The organism is Candidatus Moraniibacteriota bacterium, assembly GCA_016699875.1.
Classification (GTDB): Bacteria; Patescibacteriota; Minisyncoccia; order Moranbacterales; family UBA1568.
Genome location: CP064989.1, coordinates 913404 through 939562, shown reverse-complemented (window position 1 = coordinate 939562; position 26159 = coordinate 913404). Strand labels below are relative to the sequence as shown.

General features: G+C 48.7%; 21 protein-coding genes. 4 read left to right on the top strand and 17 right to left on the bottom strand.

The features are described 5' to 3' along the window. Nucleotides 1-41 precede the first annotated feature (41 nt). Nucleotides 42-1118 carry a mannose-1-phosphate guanylyltransferase gene (locus tag IPK84_04480; GenBank protein QQS15595.1) on the bottom strand — a complete coding sequence of 359 codons (1077 nt, stop codon included), beginning with the start codon at nt 1116-1118 and terminating at the stop codon, nt 42-44. A 42-nt stretch (nt 1119-1160) separates the two neighbouring features. On the opposite strand from IPK84_04480, the gene IPK84_04475 reads away from it, so the two are divergent. Continuing rightward, nucleotides 1161-3050 carry a glycosyltransferase gene (locus IPK84_04475; GenBank protein QQS15594.1) on the top strand — a complete coding sequence of 630 codons (1890 nt, stop codon included), beginning with the start codon at nt 1161-1163 and terminating at the stop codon, nt 3048-3050. Here IPK84_04475 and IPK84_04470 read toward each other — a convergent pair. The 15 genes from IPK84_04470 to IPK84_04400 form a co-directional block, all read right to left on the bottom strand. Next, nucleotides 3032-3418, bottom strand: coding sequence for a response regulator (locus IPK84_04470; GenBank protein QQS15593.1), 387 nt, complete (start codon nt 3416-3418; stop codon nt 3032-3034). The genes IPK84_04475 and IPK84_04470 overlap by 19 nt on opposite strands. Nucleotides 3419-3422: 4 nt before the next feature. Continuing rightward, nucleotides 3423-7067, bottom strand: a complete 3645-nt coding sequence (locus IPK84_04465; protein QQS15592.1) for a CHASE domain-containing protein — start codon at nt 7065-7067, stop codon at nt 3423-3425. Nucleotides 7068-7179: 112 nt separating this feature from the next. Beyond that, entirely contained in the window at nt 7180-8010 is an 831-nt protein-coding gene (locus IPK84_04460; protein QQS15591.1) for a TatD family hydrolase, read from the bottom strand. A 10-nt stretch (nt 8011-8020) separates the two neighbouring features. Continuing rightward, entirely contained in the window at nt 8021-9436 is a 1416-nt protein-coding gene (locus IPK84_04455; protein QQS15590.1) for a methionine--tRNA ligase, read from the bottom strand. Nucleotides 9437-9973: 537 nt separating this feature from the next. Continuing rightward, the gene (gene rsmI, locus IPK84_04450; GenBank protein ID QQS16261.1) at nt 9974-10675 is read right to left on the bottom strand and encodes a 16S rRNA (cytidine(1402)-2'-O)-methyltransferase; all 702 of its coding nucleotides are present in this window, start codon (nt 10673-10675) and stop codon (nt 9974-9976) included. 199 nt (nt 10676-10874) lie between these two features. Beyond that, a complete protein-coding gene (locus IPK84_04445) occupies nt 10875-11903 on the bottom strand; it encodes an AI-2E family transporter (GenBank protein ID QQS15589.1) in 1029 nt (342 codons plus the stop codon). A gap of 103 nt (nt 11904-12006) precedes the next feature. Then, nucleotides 12007-13275, bottom strand: a complete 1269-nt coding sequence (locus IPK84_04440; protein ID QQS15588.1) for an insulinase family protein — start codon at nt 13273-13275, stop codon at nt 12007-12009. A gap of 25 nt (nt 13276-13300) precedes the next feature. After that, complete coding sequence (locus IPK84_04435) at nt 13301-13570, bottom strand: DUF1543 domain-containing protein (protein ID QQS15587.1); 270 nt, start codon at nt 13568-13570, stop codon at nt 13301-13303. An 18-nt stretch (nt 13571-13588) separates the two neighbouring features. Beyond that, nucleotides 13589-15073: a glycine--tRNA ligase gene (locus IPK84_04430; GenBank protein QQS15586.1), complete on the bottom strand. Its 1485-nt coding sequence runs from the start codon at nt 15071-15073 to the stop codon at nt 13589-13591. Nucleotides 15074-15700: 627 nt separating this feature from the next. Continuing rightward, nucleotides 15701-16006: a hypothetical protein gene (locus tag IPK84_04425; protein QQS15585.1), complete on the bottom strand. Its 306-nt coding sequence runs from the start codon at nt 16004-16006 to the stop codon at nt 15701-15703. A gap of 14 nt (nt 16007-16020) precedes the next feature. Next, nucleotides 16021-16902: an N-acetylmuramoyl-L-alanine amidase gene (locus IPK84_04420; GenBank protein QQS15584.1), complete on the bottom strand. Its 882-nt coding sequence runs from the start codon at nt 16900-16902 to the stop codon at nt 16021-16023. Nucleotides 16903-17001: 99 nt separating this feature from the next. Beyond that, complete coding sequence (locus tag IPK84_04415) at nt 17002-17307, bottom strand: hypothetical protein (GenBank protein ID QQS15583.1); 306 nt, start codon at nt 17305-17307, stop codon at nt 17002-17004. A 96-nt stretch (nt 17308-17403) separates the two neighbouring features. After that, entirely contained in the window at nt 17404-17640 is a 237-nt protein-coding gene (locus tag IPK84_04410; GenBank protein QQS15582.1) for a hypothetical protein, read from the bottom strand. Between the two features lie 123 nt (nt 17641-17763). Then, nucleotides 17764-18021, bottom strand: coding sequence for a DUF883 family protein (locus IPK84_04405; protein QQS15581.1), 258 nt, complete (start codon nt 18019-18021; stop codon nt 17764-17766). An 18-nt stretch (nt 18022-18039) separates the two neighbouring features. Continuing rightward, complete coding sequence (locus IPK84_04400; protein QQS15580.1) at nt 18040-18390, bottom strand: hypothetical protein; 351 nt, start codon at nt 18388-18390, stop codon at nt 18040-18042. 77 nt (nt 18391-18467) lie between these two features. Here IPK84_04400 and IPK84_04395 point away from each other — a divergent pair, with 77 nt between their 5' ends. Then, a complete protein-coding gene (locus tag IPK84_04395; protein QQS15579.1) occupies nt 18468-20198 on the top strand; it encodes a lamin tail domain-containing protein in 1731 nt (576 codons plus the stop codon). Between the two features lie 872 nt (nt 20199-21070). Here the strand turns inward: IPK84_04395 and IPK84_04390 are convergent. Beyond that, complete coding sequence (locus IPK84_04390; protein ID QQS15578.1) at nt 21071-21379, bottom strand: RNHCP domain-containing protein; 309 nt, start codon at nt 21377-21379, stop codon at nt 21071-21073. 150 nt (nt 21380-21529) lie between these two features. Between IPK84_04390 and IPK84_04385 the strand changes: the two genes are divergently transcribed. Next, nucleotides 21530-22636: an efflux RND transporter periplasmic adaptor subunit gene (locus IPK84_04385; protein ID QQS15577.1), complete on the top strand. Its 1107-nt coding sequence runs from the start codon at nt 21530-21532 to the stop codon at nt 22634-22636. Between the two features lie 62 nt (nt 22637-22698). Next, nucleotides 22699-26115 carry an efflux RND transporter permease subunit gene (locus IPK84_04380; protein ID QQS15576.1) on the top strand — a complete coding sequence of 1139 codons (3417 nt, stop codon included), beginning with the start codon at nt 22699-22701 and terminating at the stop codon, nt 26113-26115. The last annotated feature ends 44 nt before the right edge of the window (nt 26116-26159 follow it).

Below are 26159 nucleotides of genomic sequence, written 5' to 3'. Positions count from 1 at the left end.
TGGGGAAAGATGCCGGAAAGGCAAATACCGGACACGCACCACTACGTCAGATCGGTGATGACTTTCTTGATATCATCAATATTTTTTCTGTTGCAAATAAGGAGATTGTCGTCCGTTTGAATAACTATCGTATCTTCCATGCCCAATAAGACAGTGTTCTTACTTTGGGATAGCACCATACTCCCCGATGTATGAGAGAATCGGACTGATCCATGTTCATAGGCATCAAGCAATACATTCCCATTCGCATCCTTTTTGGCGAGATCATACACCGACTTCCAACTTCCCACGTCAGCCCAAGAATAACGGGCAACATACACCAACATATCGGAAATTTTTTCACTGACAACTTTCTCAAAGGGTTTCGGCTCTACTCGTTCAAACCAATCCGACACTTCTTGTGCATAGTTCTCTCCGCCAATGAAAACTCTGAGATGCACCAAGCGCTCGTAATGCTCCGGAGCCACCTCTTTTAACATATTGAGAAGAACCGACGTCTTCCAGATGTATACCCCCGTATTCCAAACATATCGTCCGCTTGTCACATAGCGTTTTGCCAATGTCAGTTCCGGCTTTTCCTTAAAGATCCCGGCTCGGTACACATTTCGTTCTGCCTGAGGGTCTGCTAATTCTATATAGCCAAACTGAGTACTTGCTGTCGTCGGCACAGTGCCAATCGTCACCAGCGTATTATACCTATCAGCGATCTGAATAGCTTGCTTTACCGCTTCTTTAAAATCCTGAAGTTTTGCTATCTTATGATCCGAATATAGAAGTACAGCTATACTTTCCGGAAACAGCGTTTCCAAATGCAATGCCGTCAAACACATAGCTGTTGCCGTATCAGCATTCTTGGGTTGCACGATAAAGTTCTTCGCAGGAAGCGGTATAATTTTCTTAATTTTCTCTTCCAAGTCTTTAGTAGTAACAATGACAATTCTATCTTGTGGGAATATTGTCAAAGCTCTTTCAAACGCCTCTCGAACCAGCGTCTTCTTGGAAAAGATAGGACTTACTTGTTTCGGAAGACTTCGAGTGGAAGCTGGCCATAAGCGCATACCCTGACCTCCTGCAAATATCACTGCTACCGGTCGAGTTTCCAGGGAAACATTGAGCATAAACCTTATTTAATGCTAAACTAGCAGCATCTATCATGCGTATTGTACATCATAAATACCAAACTTGTGACGTCGGAAGATGAAAATTTTCCTACTGTTGACAGAATTCGGTTGCTCGATGACTCGCAGGAACATCTCAGAAAAGATCCTGCATTCTTGCATGCCTTTCAGCCTATTCTACTTCTCATTGCAAACGGATACGCCAAAAAAGGCTTCTACCAGACTATTGCAAAGAAGCTTGAACTTGAATATACGGATTCTTTGCCCGTGAAAATAAACGACTCCAAGTCTCTCTCCAACAGAGTAGGAACAAAGATTCAGAGTCAGTATCTTTTCTTTGCTTATCAGGAAGAAGACTCGCTGATTATAGCGACTCCCGATCCGACACCTCTCAGGAAGATGGTCGAGAACACACTGCCTTTTATGGCAGAAAAACCACGGTCGATCATTGTTAAAATATGTCCGATTTCTACTGTCAGAGAGGCCCTTTCTCAGAGCGCTTATATTCTCTCCAATCAACTCGCGGAGAGTCGCCTCAAGAACAGCAACCCTCTCTTGTCCAGCTACCATATACTCACCAAGAGGAATTCTCGAATCGCACTATTAACATTTCTCGGCTTTCTTGTTCTCCTCTTTTTCTATCCTCAGCCAGTATTCCTCGGAATATATGTCTTTATAAACGTCTTCTATTTTCTTCTCAACCCGTTTAAAGGCATTGTCACTATCACTGGAATTTTTGCTCCTCCATCAGATACTCTCCATACGGATCGACTCTATTTGCCAGAGGAGAATCTTCCTATCTACACCATCCTCATCCCACTTAAAAATGAAGAGGCTGTTGTTCCAAAGCTTATTCGACACCTTCGACTGCTCGATTATCCGGCAGAAAAACTCGACATCAAAATTATCCTGGAAGTGAATGATTCGAAGACTCTTGCTGCCGTAGAAAAAGAGCTTCGCCTGATTTCCGAGTACGATCCTGATAACCTCGTCTTCCATATAGTAAAAGTCCCGCTGGGAGAGATATCCACCAAACCCCGATCGCTCAATTTCGCACTGCAATTTTCTCGCGGAAGCGTCAGTGTCATATATGATGCCGAAGACAGACCCGATCCGCTCCAACTCAAGAAGGCATTCTCCGCTTTTCTCGCGAACAAACTGGACACTCTCTGCATTCAAGCAAAACTCAACTATTACAATCCAACACAAAATTTCCTTACCATGTTTTTCACCATGGAGTATAGTTTCTGGTTCGACGCTCTTCTCCCAGGCCTGCAATACTGGCGCATTCCCATCCCACTTGGAGGAACCAGCAATCATTTCCTCACAGATACACTCGAGAAGATCGGAATGTGGGATCCGTACAATGTAACCGAAGACGCTGACCTCGGATGGAGGCTGGCGAGACTCGGATACACAACCTCCATGGTGGATTCCTACACATTCGAAGAGGCAAACAGCAAATTATGGAATTGGATCAAGCAGCGTACTCGATGGCAAAAAGGATTTCTCATGACACTCCTTGTTCATATGCGTACACCAAAGAACATGTGGCAAGAGTTGGGAGCTTGGGGCTGTGTTACTTCCATACTGCTCTTTACCACTAACTTTTTTCTTCCCGTTATCAATCCTCTTCTTTGGATCGTATTCCTTCTCTGGTATATTCCAGAAATGCTCGGCCTTCACGCGACCATACCTATTCCTCACTGGCTCGAGGTCATCGGATTCATCAATCTTGTACTTGGCAATGGAATCTACATGCTTATACATGCTCTTGGAGCCATAAAGACAAAACGATACCACTTGCTCTTTATGACACCTTTCATCCCCTTGTACTGGTTTCTTATTAGTTTCGCGAGCTACCGAGCTATCTGGCAGATATTCTCAGCTCCCTATGCTTGGGAGAAAACAGCTCACGGTTTGGACAAATAGCTATCCAACTTTTCAATAAGTTCGTTAATTGAAATATTGCTTTTTATAAAGTAATCGGCGGCTCCCAGCGCCTTTGTCTCCTCTATCATTTTCTTTTGATCCAGATTGGAGGCAACAATGACGGGGATATCTTTAGTGTCATCACCATCTTTCAAAGCTTTCAGAACATCAACACCGCTCATTTTCGGCAAAACAAGATCGAGAATAATGACATCCGGACGTTCTCTCCGAGCGATATCCAGCCCAGCCTCTCCATCTTGAGCAAACAAGATGCCGTATTTGGATTGCTGGAGCTTGACTTTATATGCATCCATCAGAAATGCATCATCTTCGATTACTAGAATTCTCTTTGCGCCATTATCTTTCATATCGCTATGTTAATGTTTTAACACCTTCTCGCTTCTTGCTTCCGGAAAGCGGTAAAGAAAAACTAAATGTTGTCCCTTTGTTCTCTTCACTTTCGAACCAGATTCTTCCTCCCGACACTTCGACTATTTTTTTAACCAAATAAAGCCCCAATCCGTTTCCATCTGTTTCTTTCGTGGCAATATTCGACGCTCGATAGAACTTAGTAAATATTCGATCATGTTCATCTTTAGGGATTCCATACCCACTGTCTTTTACAGAAAATACAACATCTCCCGACATTTTCGTTAGAGAAATCTCAATCTTTGATCCCAATGGTGAGTACTTTACAGCATTACTCACAAGATTCAGATAGATCTGGCGAATAAGCTTAGCATCAACATTGATTACCAGGGTAGTGGCATCGAAATGGTTCACGATTTCCTGCTTCTTTGACTGAAAGCTAACCGTCAGCTCTCCCAGAACCTCCTGCAAAAGTTGCTTTAAATCCGTTGGGCTCGGATCCACCATAATCCGCCCCTGCTCAAGTCGTGAAACATTCAATAAAGAGTTTACCAATTCAATCATATTATTATTTGATCGATTCACTCTCTCCACTATATCCCTTTGATTGTCTTTCAACTTTCCGGAAGTGCCATCCATGAGAATTTCCAAAAACCACTTCATAGCGGCAAGCGGCGTACGCAACTGATGACTTGCCAACGAAAGAAATTCTGTTTTCATGCGATCAACCTCTTTCTCCTTGCTTATGTCGCGAAAGATCTCGATAACGCCTATGGATCGCCCCTCAGATTCAACCGGTGCGACATTTAGCTCAACCGAGACTCTGCTTCCATCCTTGCGAACATAGTATTTATCCGGATCAATAACGACTTTCCCAGCATTCAACACCTTCGAAAGCGGGCGATCCTGAGGAAGAACTCTCTCGCCGGACTCGGTTTCCATGGGCACAAAATCCACCATATGCTTCCCTGCCGCTTCAACACCACTCCAACCCAGAATGTCCGAAAACGCGCGATTTGTCATGATAATCCGCCCCCGCTCATCAGTCGCAGCCAAACCCTCACCAATACCAGCCAAGATAGCCTCGTCTCTTTTCTTTACTTCTTCCAATGCCCTCGTCCGATCTCGCAGATCCTCCGTGATCTCCTCGGCCAAGTTGACAGCCCGAGCACGAGAAGAAGATAGCGAATATGTGATACCTGCCAGTAAAATACTGAGGATAATTCCCAACCGGAGCACGAGCGATGGATACGCCTCTTGGAAATCTCCTAACCCATATCCTGGCAATGAGACAAATTGAAAAGTCCATAGATGCCCGTACAATTCTACGGTTTGAGTGCTCACAAAACGATTTTCCCGATCCAAGTCAGAAGACTGGTCCACGGCAGGACTATCACCATACATCTTGTTATCTTCTTCTGCGCTCTGTCCATCAAAAATATCAATCGCTATCCCGTATGACTGACGAGATACTGCCGAGTTTACAAAATCCCCCATCCGGAAAGGGCTATATACATAGCCGGAAATAGCTTCTCTTCTCTTTTCAACCGTATCGATTGCAGACCCTTTGGCATACAGAGGGACATACATCAAGAAACCCGCCTGAACATCATCATCGGTTTCTTGCAACAAAAGAACTTTTCCGGAAATAGCTGTCTCATCATTATCTCGAGCATATTCCATTGCCATTCTCCTCACTTCTTGAGAGAACATGTCGTATCCAAATGCCCTTTGATTTCTGAAGTCAAAAGGCTCCAAATATTTTATAGAAGTATATATGCTGCGCGGAGTATCGGGAAACACTTTGAATTCAGGAAATCCTTCCGCCCGAACAGACTCTTCAAATGAACTCACCTCGTCCGGATTCAAAACCTGCGCGAAACCTATACCTTGCACGCCAGGGTAGTTTCTCTGTATATCAATCCCCTCTACGAATGTTTTCCACTCATCACGCTTCACCGCGTCAGAAGAGAGAAGCAACCCTCGTCCACTCTTTAGAGCATTCGCATAGATTTCCAACCTTTCCAGGATAAGATTTCTCAGGGAATCAGATTCCCTGGCAAACTCAGTGGATATTTGCCAATAAACGTTTGATTTTGCATATTCCCACATGAAAAACGTTCCTCCGAAACCCGATAAGAGAACAAATGCTGGCAAGATATACACAAAAATTCTCTTCTGATATCGAAATGCGATACCGACAAAGATAATCACGACAGCGATAGCAAAAAAAATAAACGGGATAATGCGTTCGACAACGAGTTGCTGCTGCGCGTATCGACGAGCAAGAGTCGTTTGTTCGCTGATAGATATCGGGGTAAATTCACGATTCCACTTAGACCAAGGGTGCATCCGCTCACCCGTCTCTTGATTATAGACATAGGAAACAGCAGTATCTTCATACTTTACCAGCCACCCCGTTTCCGGCTCTACCCAAACCTGCAAATAGGCATCCGACTCAATGCCACTCCCAGGGTATTCTTCGGAAACTACGGGAAAATTGGCGGTCTCATCTGAAATATAATGGCTGGAATAACGATAAACGATCAGTCCGGATACATCTTCCTCACCTTCGAACTTCATAGAAACCGGCGCGTCAGAACCAATCGGCCAGTAGGTAAACTCCTCTTTATTGAGATATTTTGGCGCAAAGAGAAAACCATCCCGATCGCGATCCCCATACCCAACAACATGCTGCAGAGTATACGCATTGACCCCATACCGCCTCTCCGTAGTCTCGCCTGACTCGGAGAACACCAATGTGCCCACTATCTGACGAAGCTTCCTCGTCGAATTTACCGTCCGATAAGACAGGTTCCCATGAAACACTTGTTCGGGGGCATACGTATCAGCTTTCGAATCATACAGATTTTCCGAAGACGTTATTCCGGCAAGATAAGAAAAATTTTTCGGCAATTTGGTAATTTCGGGAGCAATCAAGAAATACCATGTGAAAGCAAACAGAAGAAAAATTCCGCTCAGGAATTTGAAATTGAACAGATGAAGTCGTGTAGAACATCGCTCCCGCAAACACAGAGTAACCGCAATCGCTAAGAGGAAGAAGGCAGCAGCCGTATGCAAAGCCATGCTGAAGTAGAAAGGATTTTCCAGAAAAATCACACTCTTCCAAGAGTACAGGAAAAGCGCTAGTCCGGAGATAGAGAGGGTCGCAATAGCCCCCAACTGTCCAAAAAATGCAAGCAAGCGATTTCCTGACAATGCCAAAAAGATCGATACGCCCAAGAGAAAGAAGTTTGTTGCGGTAGACAAAGACATCCTCGCCGGAGCTGTTGCTTGCGCGATTTCATTTGAAAATAACAAAGAATCAATCCGCATGATATCTCCAAGAGCAATATCTACCACTCGCAATGTTGCAAATAACACCACGGCAGCCAAGAGTGTCCGAGCGATTCCAAGAAATATACCGGACTTTTGGTGATTCTCCCATCCGACCAACAAAAACGACAATGCCAGAGCAACAAACAAGACCGCCGTAGAAGGATTCATGGCAGATAACTGAGGTAACACCCGGATAAGCAGCTCAATATCAAGTAGCCATCCCACCAGGACAGACACACCCAAAACAAGCACCGAAATGCCAATCCAATTCGCGACGCTCATGCGTGATAGTTGTTTTTTTGTTTTCATTCGGAATAGATCACTACCCCAAAAAAACTGACATTACATATACAGTGTACTCATTTTCCCTCCGATTAGCAAAACAGATTTGTAAATCACGGACTCCTCCTATGTCAAGATGTCAAGATAACTGAAAGAAACTCCGATGTGCATTTTTTTCCGTCAAGAGCCCAACCCCCTCAACAGGCATTCCTTTTATCTCAGCAATCTTCTTGGCAACTTCCGTCACATACGCCGGCTCATTCCGAGCGCCACGATACTTCTGCGGCGCCAGATAGGGACAATCCGTCTCGGTAAGTATCCGCTCAAGCGGGATCACCTTGATACTCTCACGAACATCGTCCTTGGTTCCCGCTATCGACTTCTTCACCGGATAAGTGATATTTCCCGCAAAAGAAAAGAGGATATTATCGCTCAAATCAAGAAACTTCTGCGTCACTCCCTTGTCGCCCTGATAACAATGCAAGACAATAGACGGAATATCCTCGGCATATCTGCGCACGATATCAAGGACATCTTCATACGATTCGCGCGCATGGATAACGACTGGCTTCCCAATACGCCTGGCAAGCTCCAAATGATCTCGAAATCCTTCCTGTTGGATATTCCGCTGTTCTTCCGACACTGAAACCCCGTTGAAGGCATGGTAGTCCAGTCCGCACTCACCGATCGCCACCACCTTCGGGCGTACCGCTATTTCCTCCAGCCTCTTTATCCATTCCAACCGCACGTCACGCTCGGGCATCTTGGAATACTCATGCGGATGCACGGCAACAGCCGCAAAGAGTACTTCTTCGTACCGCTCGGCTGCCGCAACAGCATCAACGCTCTCTGCCACGCTGGTACCAACCGTTATGATTTTCCCCACTCCCGCAGCATTCGCTCGACGAATCGCCTCGTCCCGATCATCGTCAAATACCACTTCGTGAATATGCGCATGCGTATCAATCATATCTCATCCATCAAATCCGCTGAAAAAGAATCTCGCTTTTCCGATTGGAAAGCATTGCCTGAATTTTTTCAGATGTTTCCGGAAGAAATGGCGCGAGGAGAGAGGCGATGTGTGCCAAATCGTCCAGAAGTTTTCGCATGACCGTCTCAAACTTCTCCGGATTTGTCTTTGCCAGCTCCCATGGTTTATTTTCCTCGATGTACTTGTTGCTTGCCCGCACGATATTCCAAATGTACTCAAGCCCCTCGCTCAAACGATACTGCTCCAACAATGTTGAAAACTCTTCCGGAAACCCTGCAAACTCTTTCATCTTCCATTTTCCATCTTCCATTCTTTCCCCAAGTTTCAACACTCTCGATACCAAATTCCCAAGTCCGTTTGCTAAGTCGGCATTGTATTTCTCCGTCATCCGCTCCCACGAGAGATCAATATCCTCCCCAAACGCCGCCGCCGAAAGCAGGAGATACCGCGTCCCATCCTTTCCAAATTTCCCAATCATCTCTTCGGGAGAGACAACATTTCCGAGACTCTTCGACATCTTTTGCCCATCACAGGTGATATGCCCATGAATGAGTATCTGCCTCGAAGGAGCAAGACCCGCGGAGAGGAGCATCGCCTGCCACATGGCCGATTGCTGCCGGAGATTGTCCTTCCCGGCAATCTGCACGCCCGGCCAAAAATTCTCAAATTGTTCTTTGTCAATATTCCAACCGATTGTCGAGATATAGTTGACGAGCGCATCAAACCACACGTACATCACATGTGACTCATCACCCGGAACGGGGATACCCCATGGCATCTTCGATGCAAGCCGGGATATGCTGAAGTCTTGCAGTCCGCGCTCGACAAACGCCGCAATCTCATTGAGCCGCTTTTCCGGTATGACAAACTTCGATTGTTCCCGGTACAGCTTTAGCAACTCCGTCTGATAGTTCGAAAATCGAAAGAAATAATTCTCTTCCTCTACGATTTCTACCTCGCGATTCGGATGCTCGGGACACTTCCCATTCACCAAATCCGAATCCGTTTTCTCCAGCTCGCACCCCACGCAGTACTTCGCCCGATAATTCTTTTTGTAGATATCTCCCCGCTCTTCGCAGAGCTTCCAAAATTCCTGCGCCGCTTTTACATGATAGTCGTCCGTCGTCCGGATAAAATTCGTATAGCTAATATCAAGAAGTGACTTCAAATTTCTGAAGTGCTCCGACATCCGATCGCAGAATTCCTGCGGCGTCACCCCTTCTTCTTTTGCCTTTTCCCAAATCTTCGTCCCGTGCTCGTCCGTCCCAACGTTGAAAACTACGTCCTCGCCAAGCGCCGCATGAAACCGCGCCACCACATCCGCCTGCACCGCCTCGAGCGCAAACCCGATATGCGGCTTCCCATTTACATAGGGAAGCGTTGTTGTAATGTAGAATCTTGACATAGATCAAAGTTCAGATTATATTGGTCAGTCTGGAGAAGCCGGGCTGCTACCTTTCCTAACTGAGGAATAAGGAGGAAAAAATGAGTTCTTTGTCCGTTATACCCGATCTAGAAATAGACTTGCAAGTCATCCGAGAGAAGAATGGGAGGCTAAAGGGGTACAGGTGTGTAACTAAAGACCTAAAGTGGACTAAGTTTTTCGAAGACTTCCCACTGAAACTGTGCGTAGGATCAATAGGTATTTATTTATCCCGAGGATATTTCATCCTAGAGGAGGATCGAGATTCATTTCCACAAAGGAAAATTCGCATTCCCTTCAAGAATCAGGAGACCCGTCGGGGAATTTATAGATTTTACGAGAGTGATCGGAGCTTCAAGGTGCAATCCATAAAAGACGATCAGCTGGTTGGGTTTGAGGTTTTGAGACAATGTGCCACTAACAAAACCTCGGTTTCGAGAGACAGCTCTTCTCAGCGAAGATAAAGAGGTGCGTCAGAACCAGAACAGGGATGGATCCCTGTTTTTTCTTTTCCTTCTGTCACTTCAAGGCTTCCTCAACCATCACCACAAACTCTCCCTTCACTTTTCCTGGATTCTCTCGGTAATACTCCAATACTTCCGCAATGCTCCCGCGCACGATCTCTTCGAACATCTTGGTAAGCTCGCGTCCGACAATTATTTGCTTCTCAGGCGCAAGCGAGGCAAGAAGTTCCAAATTCTTTACCACGCGATAAGGCGATTCATAGTAGATAACCGGCGCGACTGATTCCGCAAGAGCACGAAAAAATGTTTCTCTCCCCTTCTTGTGCGGCGGGAATCCCTTGAAGCAGAATTCCTGCGTATTCACCCCGGCAACCGAGAGAAGAGCCGAGAGCGCCGATGGCCCCGGAACAGGCGAGACTCGGAAACCAGCAGCAATCACCTTCTCTACCAGTTCATTCCCCGGATCAGATACGCCCGGCGTCCCGGCGTCGGTCGTAAGCGCGACGGACTTTCCTTCGCCGAGTATATCGAGCACGCGGCGGTGTTTTTCTTCCGCCGCCCGCTGTGGAATAGCAAGAAGCGGCTTCGAAATATTGTGACGGAAGAGAAGCTTCTTGGCAACACGAGTGTCCTCACACACGACTAAATCGCACTCGCCGAGAATACGAAGCGCGCGAAGCGTAATATCCTCCATATTCCCAATAGGAGTCGCCACTACAAAGAGCGTCCCCGATTCGGAATCTTGCTCATCCTCCATTTGAATTTCTTCTTCGCAATCATTCATATTCTATTGTTATTCCCGCGAAGGCGGGAATCTAGGCTTCACCGGTTTCCAGAAAGCACATTACAAATTTTGCTCGTAAAGACCCCGTATTCAGTATGTGATAACTGGATTCCCACCTTCGCGGGAATGACGGAACGCAAGGCGATATCGACACCGACAGCTTGCCTTCCCATCATTTATTTTGTTTCTTATTCCCCAAGAACTCATCCGTGAAAACAGTAAATGCCGCCGCCGAAGGGACAGCAAGCAATATACCGGCAACACCGGCAACTTTCGCTCCTATGAGGAGCGCCAAAATAACGGCGACCGGATTCAAACCCACTGTCCGCCGCATTACCTGCGGCACCACGATATGATTCTGTACTTGCTGAATAACCACATAAAGGATAATGACCGCCGTCCCCAACCACGGCGAAACAAGAAACCCGAGAATAGCTGACGGAATAGCCGCCATCGTCGGCCCGGCATAGGGCACCATCTCAAGGAGCGCCCCAAAGAGCGATAGAACCAACGCATACGGTATGTCAAGCATCGAAAGCCCGATGAAATAGAACAGAAAGACGATCGCCATGAGAAGCAATTGTCCGAACATCCACTGGCTGATCTTGTCCTGAATTTTCCGAGAGAAGTACAATACCCGCTCTTCATATTCGGCTGGCGTCAAAGTCTGAAGCACTTTGTCGATACCGCGCCGCTCAAACGACATATAGAGCGAGAGGAAAAATATTACTACAATCGAGAAAATTGCATGGAAAACGCTCACGGTTGTCGAGAAAATTCCTGACACCGCGCCAGATGGCTCACCTCCACCCGAGAACGAATCCGAACTCAGCGGAACATCATGAACGCGAAAGAACGAATCGATACCATTGGCAAAAAGAGAAATCCGATCGAGGTACTGCGGCACATTCGACGAAAGCTCCACCACCTGACTCGAGAATATCGGAACAACCAATGAAACAGCCGTCACCAAAAGCCCCACAATGACCGCATACACACCAAGCACGCCGAGCGTGCGCGGAATGCGAATCGATTCCAACCGCTCAATCGCCGGCGCCACCGATGCAGTGATAATAATCGCGACAAAAAACACGACAACGATATCTCGGATCAGATACAGAAAGAAAAGCATGATCAATGCTACGACACCGTGCAACAAAATCTTCGTCCACGCCTCAATATATTGCTCTTTTGTCATCATACTTCTTGAGTTGAGATTTTTGCATTCGGCTAAGAGAAAGAAATCAACTACCAAGCCCCGGAGCATTTCTTGAGCGTAACGAATACAAAAATCATGCAAACGCCTACAACGTCAAAATTTTCTCCAATTTCTTCGCCGATTTTTGCGGACCGATCACCGCCAAATTGAGCCGATCGGGACGGAAAATCATACCAGCCACCCGGCGAACATCCTCGCCGGTCACGGAATCGATCTTCGCATAGCGATCTTCCGGCAAAACAATCTCGCCCTTCAACACCTCTTGATCAACCAAGTACCCCACAATATCATCTGACGACTCCAGATGCATCGCCATACTTCCTTTGATATGCTCCTTTGCTTTCATAAGTTCCTTCTCCGGCACCAGCTCCGTAGCGATTCGCTTGTACTCCTCAAGGATCACTGCGATTGTTTTTTCGAGGTTCTCATGTTCTACGCCGCATTGCGTCGAAAGATACCCGGCATCGTGATACGCGTCCGTCCCGGTGCGCACACTGTAGGCAAGTCCGCGCCGCTCACGCACCGCCACAAAAAGCCGGCTCGACATGCCGCCGCCGAGAAGAGTCGAGAGCACCGCAAGCGCATGACGATCCTCATGAAAGAAATCGAATGATCGAACCCCGAGAATGAAATGCGTCTGATCTGTCTTCTTTGTCTGGAGAAGTACGGCGGGAGATTTCTGCTTTTCAACCATTCCCTTCCGATCGGGGTTTTTCCCCGTTCGCATACCGGAAAAATCGCGCTCAATCACTTCCTTTGCCCACGCCGCATCGAAGTTGCCCGCGACACCGACCACGACATTCGACGCGACATAGGCGCGATTGAGATAGCGGAGAAATTCCGCTCGCTTGAAGCCTTTGATATTCTCTCGCGTACCGATGATATCCCGCCCGAGCGGATGATCTCCATAGAGCAATATTTCGAATATGTCGCCTACATGCCGCATTGGCGTGTCTTCGTACATATTGAGCTCCTGCAAAATAGGTCCGCGTTCACGATCAATCTCTTCCGCTGGCAATGTCGAGTTCAAGAAAATATCACTCACGATATCGAGCGCCATCTCGGCGTGTTTCTTATCCACCTTCGCATAGTATGCCGTGCGATCCTTCGATGTGAACGCGTTGTATTCTCCACCCACCGCATCAAGCTCTTCGCTGATTGAAATTGCTGTCGGGCGACGCTTCGTCCCCTTGAAGAACATGTGCTCCAAAAAGTGCGAAAGCCCACCTTCCTTCTTTGTCTCATACCGCGACCCCGTCGCCGTCGTAATGAGCACTGTCACCGTCTCCGCTTCCTTCATCGGCGCCAAAATCACCCGCAACCCATTCGGCAAAACATGTTTCTCGTATTGCATAGCAGCACAGAGTCAAGAAATAAGATCAAGACAAGGGAACGTACGAATTGTCTCTCTGAACATCATCCTCTCCTCCTTCGATTCGACTCAAAGATACCGCGTATCCGCCAACCCTCGAAAGCTCCATCATCGAATCAATATGCACCGATTTTCGATCCAAACCCTTCCATTGTTCACGCGCCTTTAATTTGGCTTCGCTATCATCCTCAGCAACAACGGCAACAACCTCATGGTCTTCGCCCATCCTATTATCACTCAATCGTCCACCCAAAAATACTATAAAAAGTTTTGGCATAGTTTCTCGGAAGTATCCCTACCGCAAGTGCTCCCAGAGGTAGTTGCCGAGGTCGGCGAGCGACAGACGGTCTTGCTTCATCGTGTCGCGGTCGCGCACGGTCACCGTGCCGTCGTCGAGTGTTTGGAAGTCGATAGTCACGCAGTATGGCGTCCCGATTTCATCCTGTCGGCGATAGCGCTTCCCGACATTGCCATTATCATCAAACTCGCATACGATATCTTTCCGCAATACCTCGAACACCTTGCGCGCTTTGTCGACCAGCTCGGGCTTGTTTTTCATAAGCGGAAAGACCGCCACTTTGACCGGCGCGATAGACTTTGCCAAGCGAAGCACCGTTCGAGTCTCCCCTTCGCCGACTGGTTCTTCGTCATAGGCGGAGAGCAGAATCGCGAGGAGTCCGCGATCGAGTCCGAATGTCGGCTCGACAACAAACGGCGTGATCTTCTCTTTTGTCTCAGGGTCCTGCCAGGTCATATCCTGCCCCGAGAACTTCGCGTGGCGCGACAAGTCATAGTCTGTCCGACAGGCAAGCCCGAAGAGCTCCTTGCGCCCGAAGGGATAGTCGAATTCGAAGTCCACCGTCCGAGCCGAATAATGCGCCCGCTCATTTTCCGCTATCTCTGTCGGATGAATTCGAGCCATATCCATGCCAACCGACTTCATCCATGATTCCATCTCACTCTGCCAATAGGTAAACACTTCATTCCACTCCCGTTTCTTCGAGTCAAAGAAGTATTCAATCTCCATCTGTTCAAATTCGCGCGTACGAAAAATAAAATTGCCCGGCGTGATTTCATTGCGGAATGCTTTCCCGATTTGTGCGATACCGAATGGCAACCGCTTTCGCGACACGCCGGCGACCAGCGGAAAGTCCACAAACATCGCCTGCGCCGTCTCCGGTCGAAGGTACGCAATATTCGCGCTTTCCTCAGCGGGGCCGATGAATGTCTTAAACATGAGATTAAAGAGTGTCGGGTGCGACCAGTCGCGTTTCCCACAGTGCGGACACTCGATCGTCCGGAGCGCACCGAATATTTTCTCAGCAAGCGTCTCAACATCATGCTCATATTTTTCAATCATCGCCTGATCCGGAGACGCCTCCTTCTTGAGTTTCTCAATCTCCATCTTCTTGAACGTCATCTCCGAGAACGCCAGCATGAATGCGTTTTGATTCGCCGCATCGAGATGCTGATCCGGCCGGAGCCGCTCATGACATTCCTTGCACTCGACCAGGAAGTCGTTGAAACCGGAAATATGTCCGCTCGCCTCCCACACCTTTGGATTCATGATAATCGCCGCATCGAGCCCCACCATATCATTGCGACTCTCGACAAATGTCCTCCACCAGTGATCTTTTATGTTTTTCTTGAGCTGAGCACCGTATGGACCGTAGTCCCATGAGTTTGCAAGTCCTCCATAGATATCGCTTCCCGGAAACACAAACCCGCGGCGCTTCGCAAGCGAGACAATTTTGTCCATGGTAATTTCCGCCGTATTCATAGGGTTTTCCAAGAGTTTATCTGCTTCCATCCTATCGTCTCGACTCCAAAGTGTCAAAAAAAGAAAACGCCCGGAATCAACTCCTGATTCCGGGTATCCAAATACTTGCACACGTTAATGAAGATGCACCTCATTTGCTATTTGTCATTCCGACGCTGCCACTCATCCTGAGCGGCGCCAGAAGAAAGAGGTCTTCGGCACACATTTATACCAGAAGCATACCGTCTTGCAAAATATCCTCTCTTATCCTGTTTTCCAGAACATTTATCCTGCGATGTTCCATCTCGACGCTTACTCCCTCTTGGTTTACGCTGCATCGCCATCTTGAGTGTCTCCTCTGCCAATTTGAAATGGAATCTCTTCGCCTCGCTCCGTCGCTAACCGAAAAGTTCCTGAGCCTCTCCGTCCAGCAAAGCACCTTCCGAGCAACTCCCTTGCATCATTCTCATCGTGCGCATATACGGAGATATTACTTACTCCTTTATGATCATCCTGAAAACACACATAAAATTCTCTGTAGCTCATGATATATCCTCCACTTGTTGGCCTGCGAATTGTTAAAGAGAGACACTTCAATATACTGAATAACTCGTGAAATGTCAATACTCCTCGAGAAATTCCGTTGCATCACCGAGAAAACCGATTCCACACTCCCGCAACGGTTTCTGCGATACGCCGAGAGGAATATCCGTCGGGAAGATCTGACTCAACGCGAATATCAGCGATATCGCGCGGGGCGATTTCCTGCGCCGCAAGAAGCGCATCAACCGCGGGAAGCAACTTTTCCAGAAGCTCCCGATTCGGCTCGATCCGCACACGACTCACTTCTTCCGAGCCACGAAACAAGACAACATCTGTCACCACCTCTTCGACATGAAGATCCAATCTCCACACATTCTCTTTCTGACTCTTTATTCCTGATTCTGGATTCATAATTCATCTTTCCATCAGAGTTCCTTGCCACCGATCTTCTTCCAGCTAAATCCCCATGGGTCGCTTTTGCGCCCCGGCGCGATATCGCTGTGCCCGAGGATATGTTTGATGTCATGCCGCGTCTCGATATCGGCGATGAGTTTCTTGAGCGCATCATACTGCGCATCGCTCGGACTGCCGTCATCTTTCCCGATCACCTCGATACCGATCGAGAATGCATTCACATTTGTCCGTCCATCCGGCATTTCCGAATCGCCGGCATGATAGGCGATATTCTTCTCCTCGACCATTCGGTATACCGTCCCGTCCCGCGCCACAAGATAGTGCGGCGATACACCGTAGCTTTTGTAGATATCTATAATTTTTGAAACCGAAAACGGATCGCCACTCAGCGCATTGTACGTCGAGTGAATCACCACGGTGTCGATCTTCCGTCCGCTCGATGCGGTAAATCCCCACGACACCAGCTTCTTCTCTATCGAAAATTTCCCGCTCGACTTTGACGGCGACGTTTCTGATGTCGCTGTCGAATCATCCGCCTCTTTCACAGGCTCAACTGCTTTCGCCGGTGTCGCAAGAGAGGATTCGGTTGAAGCCGACGGCGAGACAGCTGCCGGCTCGCCCAATACCTCTTGGCCCGTTGTATCGCCGACATCATCGCCGCTTTCCGATTCCCCGGGAGTAGCGTCTCCCGTTTCAAGCGCTTTGACAATTCCTTCCGAATCCTCCGCCGAAAGCTTTCCATCTGTCATCTCCGACTCCGATGATATTGCCGACGCCTCATTCTCCAACACCCGCGCCGACCCTCCGCGGAACAGAAACATTCCGACACCGCCGGAAACCAGGATGAATGACACGAGAAGCCACACCCACGGATTTTTGATAGACCCGTTCATACTTCCATGGTAGCAAAAACCCTCTCCGAAGAGAAGGCTCGAAAACGAAAGCAGCAAGGCGCGTTTCAGAAAAATACCCGAGAAAAATCCCGAACGGTATTATTTTCTGAAAACACCGGCAAGGACCTGGGTGCCTCCCATATATATGAAAGCCGCTATCGAAAGAACGCCGGCTAACAGCAGGAGATACTTTGGCGGAAGAAAAAAGAGACGCCAATCGAGAAAGTACGCTATTAATCCAATGGCGACCGGATAAAAAAATATGAGCAACATGAAAAGAACATTCCCAATACTCGCCTTTGACCCGGGAGCGTCAAATATCATAGCAGACATAAGAACCAGCATCGGCCACGCCAAAAGAGCAAGATGCAAAAACCCCTGAAACAAGAACGAGATAATCTTCATAGGATCATACCAAAAAAATTCACCTACACCCCCATAATAGCAAAAACCTTCTCCAAAGAGAAGGTTTTAGTAAGTGCCTGACAAGCCGGATGAAAACTATGAAATTATCCCGCGCGCCCACTTGACATATAGCCCGTCAAGTTCCAATTTCATGGATACTATCCTTTGGATACGTTCATGATCAATAACTCCTGTCACCGAATAATTAAGTTCGGCAGCATGGATCTCACCTTCGATTTGATTCTTTAAACCAACAATTTCCTTTGGTCGATAGGAGCTTTGTGCTAATTCACAAACCTTTTGCACTTCCTCTGGACTCAAAAATTTTTCCATGACACACCTGCCAATTCAGTTGGAGATTGAAAGAGCAAACGAAAAGAAAAGGATTTCATCGGAACAACAAAGAAATCAGTGATAATGTATAATGATCTATGTAAGTTGTCAATAAATGGTCTCCTATTTCTTCTTCCTTCCTGTGAAGAAGCCGACGATAGAACCGATAATGGCGCCGACACCGAGCGCAATGCCTGCGGACTTGACAGGATTCTCCTTGACGTATTTGTGCGCGTCGTTCGCCGCCTCGGCAATTTTCTCCCGGGCTTGTTCCGCTTTTTCGACAACCGCATCTCTTGCCTCGCCCGCCCGCTCCGAGACCTTCTCCGCCTCTTTCTTCGCCCGATCCATGAAGTCATTCATAAGAAATAATTTACCCATTAAAAATCGATTCGTATTTTAACGACGAGAAAATACCAAGAGAAGGGCGCCTGTCGCCACAAAAAGCGTCCCGACAACCAATGACCCGGCCGCAGGTCCCAGGCGGAACACTTCCACCAATGTCATTCCGATGCCGAATACCACAAATCCGAATCCGATAAAGAGCAGTACCATGCCCAAGACCAGCTCTCGAATAAACCGCATGATGAACGCGCGAATATCGCTCTCAACCGTCCCGGCAATAGCAAGTGCTCCGCCCACCACATCCTTGGCGTGCCGCGATGCGATATCAAGTAGCAGCGAAACCCACGACGGCTTTGCATCTTTCGGGTTTTCTTTTCCCGGCTCCCCTTGCGTGTCATCAGTCATAAGTGCACATATTTGAGATAAGCGTCTCTCACCTACGAGTATACCAGAATATTGACAAAACAAGAACGAGTGCTACCATGTCCGAAAATTTGGAACGCCGAAAAATACTCCCGCTCTTTTTCCGAAGTGACCGAACTGACTCTATGACCGTCCGCTCCGCACTTGTCGCATTCATATCTTTTGGCGCCACACTCGCACTGTCGACCGGAGGCGTCTTTTTTCTTTCTCCGAAAAGCGCCGAGGCAAAGACATTCCGCAATGTCTTCATACACGCCGTGCAAACCGCAGGGACCACCACTTCCGAAGACTTCATCGAAATACAAAATGACGAAGAATGTGCGCTCGACCTGTCCGATTGGAAACTCCGAAAGCGCACCGCAAGCGGCAGCGAGTCATCCATCAAAGCGTTTGGTGATACAAGCATACTGCCGCCAGGTGAAACGCTCCTCTGGGCAAATTCCACAAACGGCTTTGCCGATGCGCTCCGCGCAACCGAAAAAAGCACTGCGACACTTACCGACAACAATTCTCTTGCCCTTATTGATGTAGACGACACCATTGTCGATTCGATCTCTTGGGGCACAGTCAACAAACCGTTTCGAAGCGATGAACCAAATGTTCGAAACCCCAAAGCAAACGAGATGATTATCCGCTCATCCAAGTCGGACATGCCAACTATCGAGACAACAATCTTGCCGACCGGGCACACTTTCGACCGCGCGTCGCTCGATTTCTGCGGCGTCTCCAAAGATCGCGCGGGCAGCGCAATCGTCGTGCTCTCCGAAATACTCGCCAATCCGACAGGAGACGAATCGACACGAGAGTTTATCGAGATAGAAAACAGAAGCAAAAACCAATTCGATCTCTCTGGTTGGAAACTCCGCGACGCCTCGAAAACCGGCAAGTATATATTCCCTTCCGAAAGCTCGATTGCGCCGAACACATTCCTCACAATCTTCCGTTCCGACTTCATCTTCGCGCTCAACAATAGTGCCGAAACCGTCTCACTTGAAGACTCGACCGGAGCCACAGCCGACAGCGTGTCCTGGGAAAAAACCCGAGAAAACGTTTCCCTTGCCCGAGACGAGAGTCGTTGGCGAAATACCAAGTTCCTCACGCCAGGCGAAGCGAATCGCTTTGGAAACGACCCCTCGGCGAAGACTTCCGTCCCGAAAACCGGCTTCGCCAAGATTTCGATACCCTTTAGCGCGAGCATAAAGGACAAAGACCGAGACAAAACCAAAGTCGTTTGGGATTTCGGCGACGGACACAAGAGCTACAAGAAAGACACCGCACACACCTTTGCCAAAACCGGACGGTACACTGTGAAGCTCACCTACACCGACGGCATCTCGGACAAAACCAAGACATTCCGCATCAAAATAGAAAAGTACGTCGCTCCGAAAGTCCGCATCGTTTCCCTCGTGCCAAATCCCCAAGGCGCCGATACCGGTCGCGAGTACCTTCTCATTCAGAACAAGTCAAAAAAGGAGGTCGATCTCAAGGGCTGGAGCATCGCCACCAAGTCGAAGTTCACCACCAAAAACTTCGTCAATCACAAGATTACTGAGAGTGTCACCATAAAGCCCGGCACCTCCGTCCGGATCACGCGAGAGCACGCCGCCTTCACTCTCGGCAATACGCGGCAGTATCTGGAACTCCGCGACCCGCAAGGCAAAGCCGTACAGCGTATTCACTACAAACTCGACAAGAGCGCCCCCGACGATGCCGAATTCTTCAAAATCCCCGATCACTCCTGGGAATGGCGACTCCCCGCACCACTTGACGCCGCCACAAGCGTACAGTAGAAAGAAAGTAACGGATCCTTAACAAATTCATTTTTCGGGTACGCGCTTGTCCATGAACTCGCATTGGTACAACCGTGCGGGAAAGTTCGTCCGATACCGTCGGCAGACATTCGAAGCAAGGCAAAAACCGAAATAATGGCTCCGGAAACGTCCTTCACGCTTGGAGCTCTGAGTTTTGGTTCCAGTGGGGGATACTATTCATTGAGGACGGCTGGATCTTTCCGACAAAGGAATCCCCATGAAGAAGCAATTTCGTACTGACCCAACATGGCGCAACTACCGCGCCACAAACGCACCGTAAGGGGAACTGCCGATGACCGATAGCAGGCGGTCCCCCGATGTCCTGCGCAACTGCAACCATGAGGAGACTCCTTCCTATGAAGGTCGTAAATCTGAACCCTGACTGAGTTACCACGGCTGAAGTACCCTGGGATGCAAACGAGAAAGCAACACCTGCATCCCGGCGCGCAGTAAGTAAATGGGGATTGGAGCTTCCCAAGCTTCTCCCCGCGCAGTATCCGGGCGGCGCAGAATACGGGCAAAGTAGCGACAAGCGAAATGCTCCTGTGTCCGCCCGACCAATCCAGGGATTTCCGACAATGTTCGGAGATTCCAAACCAAACAGCGCAACGCGCTGAGCGGGAACAACACACTCCCTGCTATGGATTCCAGCTCCGGACACACAGGCTGATCATCTACCGCAAGGCAACAATTCGATCAGTTTCCAAGTTGGAATCCTACCTCTCAAACTCCTTCACGTCTCAGCACTCAGGCGGCTTCTCCCGGACGTGAAGATCTTCTCCCAAAGCATTCATCCCTTGTCGCGGGTTGTTCAATAGGGTTGCTTTGGGAGCTTTTTATTTCTCTTATTCTTATTTTTTCCCTCCGCGAACAATATCCGCCAACACACTCATATCATCATCCGCCGAGAGGCGGTTCTTTTTTTCGTATCCGCAGGCAAGACAACGATGTCGCAATTGCCATTCGCCATGCTCAAGCCACGCTGAAACAGGCGCCATCAACTCACCACACGCCGCCGCCCGATCGCCGGGGAAAATATCAACATGCCGACTCCAAAGACACCTCGGGCAGTGATTGGTATAGCCATTCCCTTCCACAAAAGCGCCACAATGACCGCATGCGAAACTCTCGATATGTTTTTGAAATCGCGATGAAGACATACACATCGCTATACCAAAAATGTGAAGTTTCGTCAAATAGAACCATTCCATCGGCTGAGAAACCGAAACTTGACAAAGTGGCTTATTTAGAGGATAATTTGCAGATTGCTCGTTTGATTGTTTTTTATTCACCTTCTAAGGACAGCCTCTATGGTCATCTCGTCTATATTCTCAAAACGCCCTATCTTCTGGGCGATTATCTTCTGCCTCGCGCTTATTGGCGGAGGATCCCTCTTTTTACATAACAGCGCGTCCGAAACCAAAGAATCGTCACCGGAAAGCTCCGAAACCGATCACATTCAGGTTATTACAAAAAAAGCGAGCGAGCTCAAGACTGTTTCCAGCGAAGAACATCTCCCCGGCATTATCGCTCCGGAACACGAGACTATCTTTCTTGCCACCGCTTCCGGAACTATTGCCGCCGCCCCATTCGAAGTTGGGGATACCGTTTCACTGGGATCAGTTCTCTTTCGCATCGACACACCATTCGGATCAGCGATAACGAAAGACGGGCTCTCCTCGGAAACCATCAGACAAGCAGAGATAGCTGTTTCCCTTGCGAAAAAATCATACAAGGATGCCAATCGACTCGCGGAGAAAAAAAGCACCAAGAGCGTTGCCAATACGCTTGCGCGAGATCTCGCCAAGCTCCGCCTTGAAAGCGCCGAAATCGCGCTCGACAATGCCCGAAACAATTCCATAATTCGATCGACATTCTCCGGCGTTATCTCCAAGAAAAATGCCAGCGTCGGAAGCGCTGTTTCGCCCGGAACAGAGCTTGCTTCTATCGCCTCAACCACAACGCCTACGGTTCGATTCTCTGTTTCCGGCAACCTGCGAGAAAGGCTCGCTCTCGGCGATGTGGTTTCCGTACAATCCGGAGAGATGTCATCTGAAGCGCATATCACCTCAATCGGCGCCCTTGCCGATTCCAGCACAGGAAAATTCCCCGTTGAAGCAAAGCTCTCGGACGACATGCTCCGCGCAGGAACCGTCGCCACCGTCAGCCTCACGTCAGAACACTCGCTCACCGAAAGCGATCGCCTTTCTCTTCCACTCTCCGCTACCACCACCGGACAAGATGGGTCATTCTTCTTTATTGAGGACTCCGGCATTGCAAAGAAAGTATCCGTCGATTCCATTACTGTCTCCGGAGAGACCGGTATCGTATCGGCCAATGTTCCAAACGACGCCAATATTATAGTCGAAAGCGGAAAGGCGCTCGAAGAAGGTGCGTCTGTTGACATCAAGTCATAAAAACACAACAAACCGCCACTAAAATTCACTTGCAACAATTCATCTCCATGACAGACAGAGATATGCCAACTTCTCCACACAACAACTCCGGAAACACCTCGTCCGACTCAGAGTATTTAAAACAACTCGAATTCGATCCGGCACTCAGAAAGAGTCCATTTAATTTCTTTGTCACGCGCCCGCGAGTCATCCTTCTCCTCATTACGGCTATCTCCATCTGGGGACTCTGGTCATTCTTCCAACTCCCCCGCGAATCCAACCCGGAAATAAAAATCCCCATTGGCATTGTCATAACACCTTTCCCGGGAGCATCTCCGTCGGATGTCGAGGAACTCGTCACCAAAAAGATAGAGACGAAAATAAGCGGTCTCTCGGGCATCAAGAAGATAACATCGAATTCCGCGAATTCCCTCTCATCTGTCACGGTCGAATATGAGGCAAACGAACCAATCGACGATGCTATCCGCAACCTTCGCGATGCCATTTCAGAAGTTAAAAGCGATCTCCCGGACGATGCCGAAGACCCTTCTGTTAAAGAGATTTCATTTGATGACCAACCAATACTCACCATAGCCCTCTCCGGTCCCATCGATGGACTTGCCCTGCGATCAATCGCTGACACGGCAAGCGACGAACTCAAAAAAATTCCCGGTGTCCGGGAAGTCAACATCTCTGGCGGAGATGAGAGAGAATTCTCCGTTGCTTACGATCCGGCAAAACTCTCCGCGCTCGGCATCTCGCCCGATGAAGCAAACCGATCTATTGCCCTTACCAATCGAGCTGTTCCCGCCGGAAGTTTTGACGGCACACGGTTCTCCTACCCAGTTCGAACTGACGCTCGATTTTTCACAGCAGAAACACTGGGAGATATCCCCATCCGCTTCTCTTCCAATGGCAATGTTGTCCTCCTCAAGGATATCGCGACCGTCGAGGAGCGCGCCGTAAAACGCACCGTCCTCTCGCGACTGTCCATCAACGGATCAGAACCCGCAAATGCTGTCACGCTGAATATCGTCAAACGGACCGGCGGATCCATCATCGAAACCGTCGACAACGCGGAACTCACCATGAACCGCCTATCAGAGAGTTTCCCTGGTGGCGTCGAATGGACCACGACCGTCGACCTTGCCAAAGAAATTCGAAAAAACTTCAACGAACTCACACGCGACTTTTTCCTGACCGTCGGACTCGTTGTCGGCACGCTCGTACTCATTGTCGGATTGAAAGAAGCGCTCATAGCCGGACTCACTATTCCGCTTGTCTTCTTTATCACGTTCGGCACCATGCTCTTTTCGGGGATATCACTCAATTTTCTCTCATTGTTTTCACTCCTCCTGTCCATGGGACTTTTGGTTGATGACGCTATTGTCGTCGTATCAGCCACCAAACAGTACCTCCGTACCGGAAAATTCACACCTGAAGAAGCGGTCCTCTTGGTATTGCGCGATTTCAAAGTCGTCCTCACGACAACGACGCTCACAACCATGTGGGCATTTCTTCCACTTCTCCTTGCGACCGGCATGATCGGACAATTCATCAAGTCTATCCCCATTACCGTATCCGTCACACTCACAGCTTCTCTTGGGATAGCACTCATGATCAATCATCCGCTCGCAGCCGCACTTGAGCGCATTCGCTTTACCAAGAGTTGGTTCGTCATTGCCGTTTCATTCCTTGTCGGACTCGGCACATACGGCGTACTCCTCGGAAGCCTGTGGGGATTTGCTCTTGCCGGCACAGCACTCGTCATCATCATACGGCTCACGCTCTGGTACTTTCTTCGCAGTGGGAATAAAATTCTCAATCAAAATGCCGCGCTCGTCGACGCGGAGTGGCATGATGAAAACCTCATCAAGACCAGACTCAAAGAAGCGGGAAATCGCGAAAACGGGAACTTCAAAGATCGGCTCATTCACGGAATTATCCACTTCGACCGCATTATTCCGCCCTATGAAAAGCTACTAAGAAGTATCTTATCGAGTGCGCGACGCAAATGGATCGTCCTTCTTGGAACTGGCGCGATATTCATCGGCTCGGTTCTGTTGCCGATTCTCGGCATTGTGCCCATTGAATTCTTCCCAACTTCCGATGAAGAACTTATCTTCATCAATATCGAAGCGCCGATAGGACTCAGACTCAATGAGACGAATACTATTGTGCAGCGTATCGAACATAAACTTCTCACCTACCCAGAAATTGTAAACTTCTCTACGGTTGTCGGAAATGCCGGCATTTCCCAAGACGGCACCGGCACAGCAACTGGCAATGCCTCACACCTTGCCGGCATCGTCGTCAAGCTCTCGGATAAACATGATCGCCACCGCACTTCTTCGGAGATTGCCGATGCATTGCACAACGATTTCTCCGATGTTCGAGATGCCGATATCCGCGTTGCCAGCCAGCAAGGAGGTCCGCCTTCCGGATCCGCCTTCGAGGCTCGCGTCACAGGCGATGATCTCAAGACTATCGACGGAATCGTGCATGACCTCAGAGGAGTCCTCGCAACCATCCCCGGTACAACCAACATAAACAGCTCGCTTAAAAACGCTCCGGCGGATTACACCTTTGCTCTCGATCATGATCGACTCGCCTTTTACGGACTCGATGCGACCAGCGTCGGAAGCGCACTTCGCACGGCTATTTCCGGCGTCGAAGTAACTACCGTTCTTCGCGATAACAAAGAAATAAGTGTCAATGCCCGATTCTCAGAGCAATCAATTCCTTCGCTCGACGATCTTCGATCTATCGAATTCCGAAACGCATCCGGAAATACGATTCGCCTCGGAGACATCTCCGCAATCGAGCTCAAACCGTCAGTCGATTCTATCACCCGAATCGATCAAAAACGAACCGCGCTTCTTTCTGCCGGTGTGAGCGCCAATGTTCGACCCGCAGAAGTCCTTGCCACCTTCCAGGAAAAAGTGAAAAACAGCTATCATCTCCCCGACGGCTACTCCATTACTTATGGCGGCGAGAACGAACAGAATCAAGAGTCGGTCGCTTCAATTCTCCGCGCGCTCGTTATCGCGATCGCCCTTATCGTTGCGACGCTCATTATCCAGTTCAATTCCGTAAAGCAAGCGGCGATTGTTCTTACGACACTCCCGCTCGCCATGATCGGCGTATTCATCGGCATGGCAATATTCCGCATCTCACTCTCCTTCCCGGGACTCATCGGGATTCTCGCGCTTTTCGGTATTGTCGTGAAAAATGCCATTATTTTAATCGATAAGATGAATCTGAATTGGGCACACGGACTCGAACATACCGAAGCGATCATCGATGCCGGAAAATCTCGAATCGAAGCGATATTCATCACTTCGTTCGCCACCATACTCGGACTCATTCCAATTACCCTCTCCGATGCTCTGTGGCGAGCATTGGGAACCGCCATCATCTTCGGTCTTGCCGTCTCATCCTTCTTTACACTCCTCATCATTCCGGTTCTTTCCTCAATGCTGATCAAAAAGCATCGGTAGACTTCTGCATGAAATGAAGCTTGAATCTCTCTACAATAATCGCG

Coding starts and splice junctions, on each gene's coding strand:
- IPK84_04415 (QQS15583.1), bottom strand. CDS start 17,307: ATGAAGATTATCTCGTTCTTGTTTCAGGGGTTTTTGCATCTTGCTCTT.
- IPK84_04470 (QQS15593.1), bottom strand. CDS start 3,418: ATGAAAGATAATGGCGCAAAGAGAATTCTAGTAATCGAAGATGATGCA.
- IPK84_04480 (QQS15595.1), bottom strand. CDS start 1,118: ATGCTCAATGTTTCCCTGGAAACTCGACCGGTAGCAGTGATATTTGCA.
- IPK84_04430 (QQS15586.1), bottom strand. CDS start 15,073: ATGAATACGGCGGAAATTACCATGGACAAAATTGTCTCGCTTGCGAAG.
- IPK84_04410 (QQS15582.1), bottom strand. CDS start 17,640: ATGGAAAAATTTTTGAGTCCAGAGGAAGTGCAAAAGGTTTGTGAATTA.
- IPK84_04405 (QQS15581.1), bottom strand. CDS start 18,021: ATGGGTAAATTATTTCTTATGAATGACTTCATGGATCGGGCGAAGAAA.
- IPK84_04385 (QQS15577.1), top strand. CDS start 21,530: ATGGTCATCTCGTCTATATTCTCAAAACGCCCTATCTTCTGGGCGATT.
- IPK84_04395 (QQS15579.1), top strand. CDS start 18,468: ATGTCCGAAAATTTGGAACGCCGAAAAATACTCCCGCTCTTTTTCCGA.
- IPK84_04425 (QQS15585.1), bottom strand. CDS start 16,006: ATGAATCCAGAATCAGGAATAAAGAGTCAGAAAGAGAATGTGTGGAGA.
- IPK84_04435 (QQS15587.1), bottom strand. CDS start 13,570: ATGCCAAAACTTTTTATAGTATTTTTGGGTGGACGATTGAGTGATAAT.
- IPK84_04455 (QQS15590.1), bottom strand. CDS start 9,436: ATGTCAAGATTCTACATTACAACAACGCTTCCCTATGTAAATGGGAAG.
- IPK84_04460 (QQS15591.1), bottom strand. CDS start 8,010: ATGATTGATACGCATGCGCATATTCACGAAGTGGTATTTGACGATGAT.
- IPK84_04420 (QQS15584.1), bottom strand. CDS start 16,902: ATGAACGGGTCTATCAAAAATCCGTGGGTGTGGCTTCTCGTGTCATTC.
- IPK84_04440 (QQS15588.1), bottom strand. CDS start 13,275: ATGCAATACGAGAAACATGTTTTGCCGAATGGGTTGCGGGTGATTTTG.
- rsmI (QQS16261.1), bottom strand. CDS start 10,675: ATGGAGGATGAGCAAGATTCCGAATCGGGGACGCTCTTTGTAGTGGCG.
- IPK84_04400 (QQS15580.1), bottom strand. CDS start 18,390: ATGACTGATGACACGCAAGGGGAGCCGGGAAAAGAAAACCCGAAAGAT.
- IPK84_04465 (QQS15592.1), bottom strand. CDS start 7,067: ATGAAAACAAAAAAACAACTATCACGCATGAGCGTCGCGAATTGGATT.
- IPK84_04390 (QQS15578.1), bottom strand. CDS start 21,379: ATGTCTTCATCGCGATTTCAAAAACATATCGAGAGTTTCGCATGCGGT.
- IPK84_04380 (QQS15576.1), top strand. CDS start 22,699: ATGCCAACTTCTCCACACAACAACTCCGGAAACACCTCGTCCGACTCA.
- IPK84_04445 (QQS15589.1), bottom strand. CDS start 11,903: ATGATGACAAAAGAGCAATATATTGAGGCGTGGACGAAGATTTTGTTG.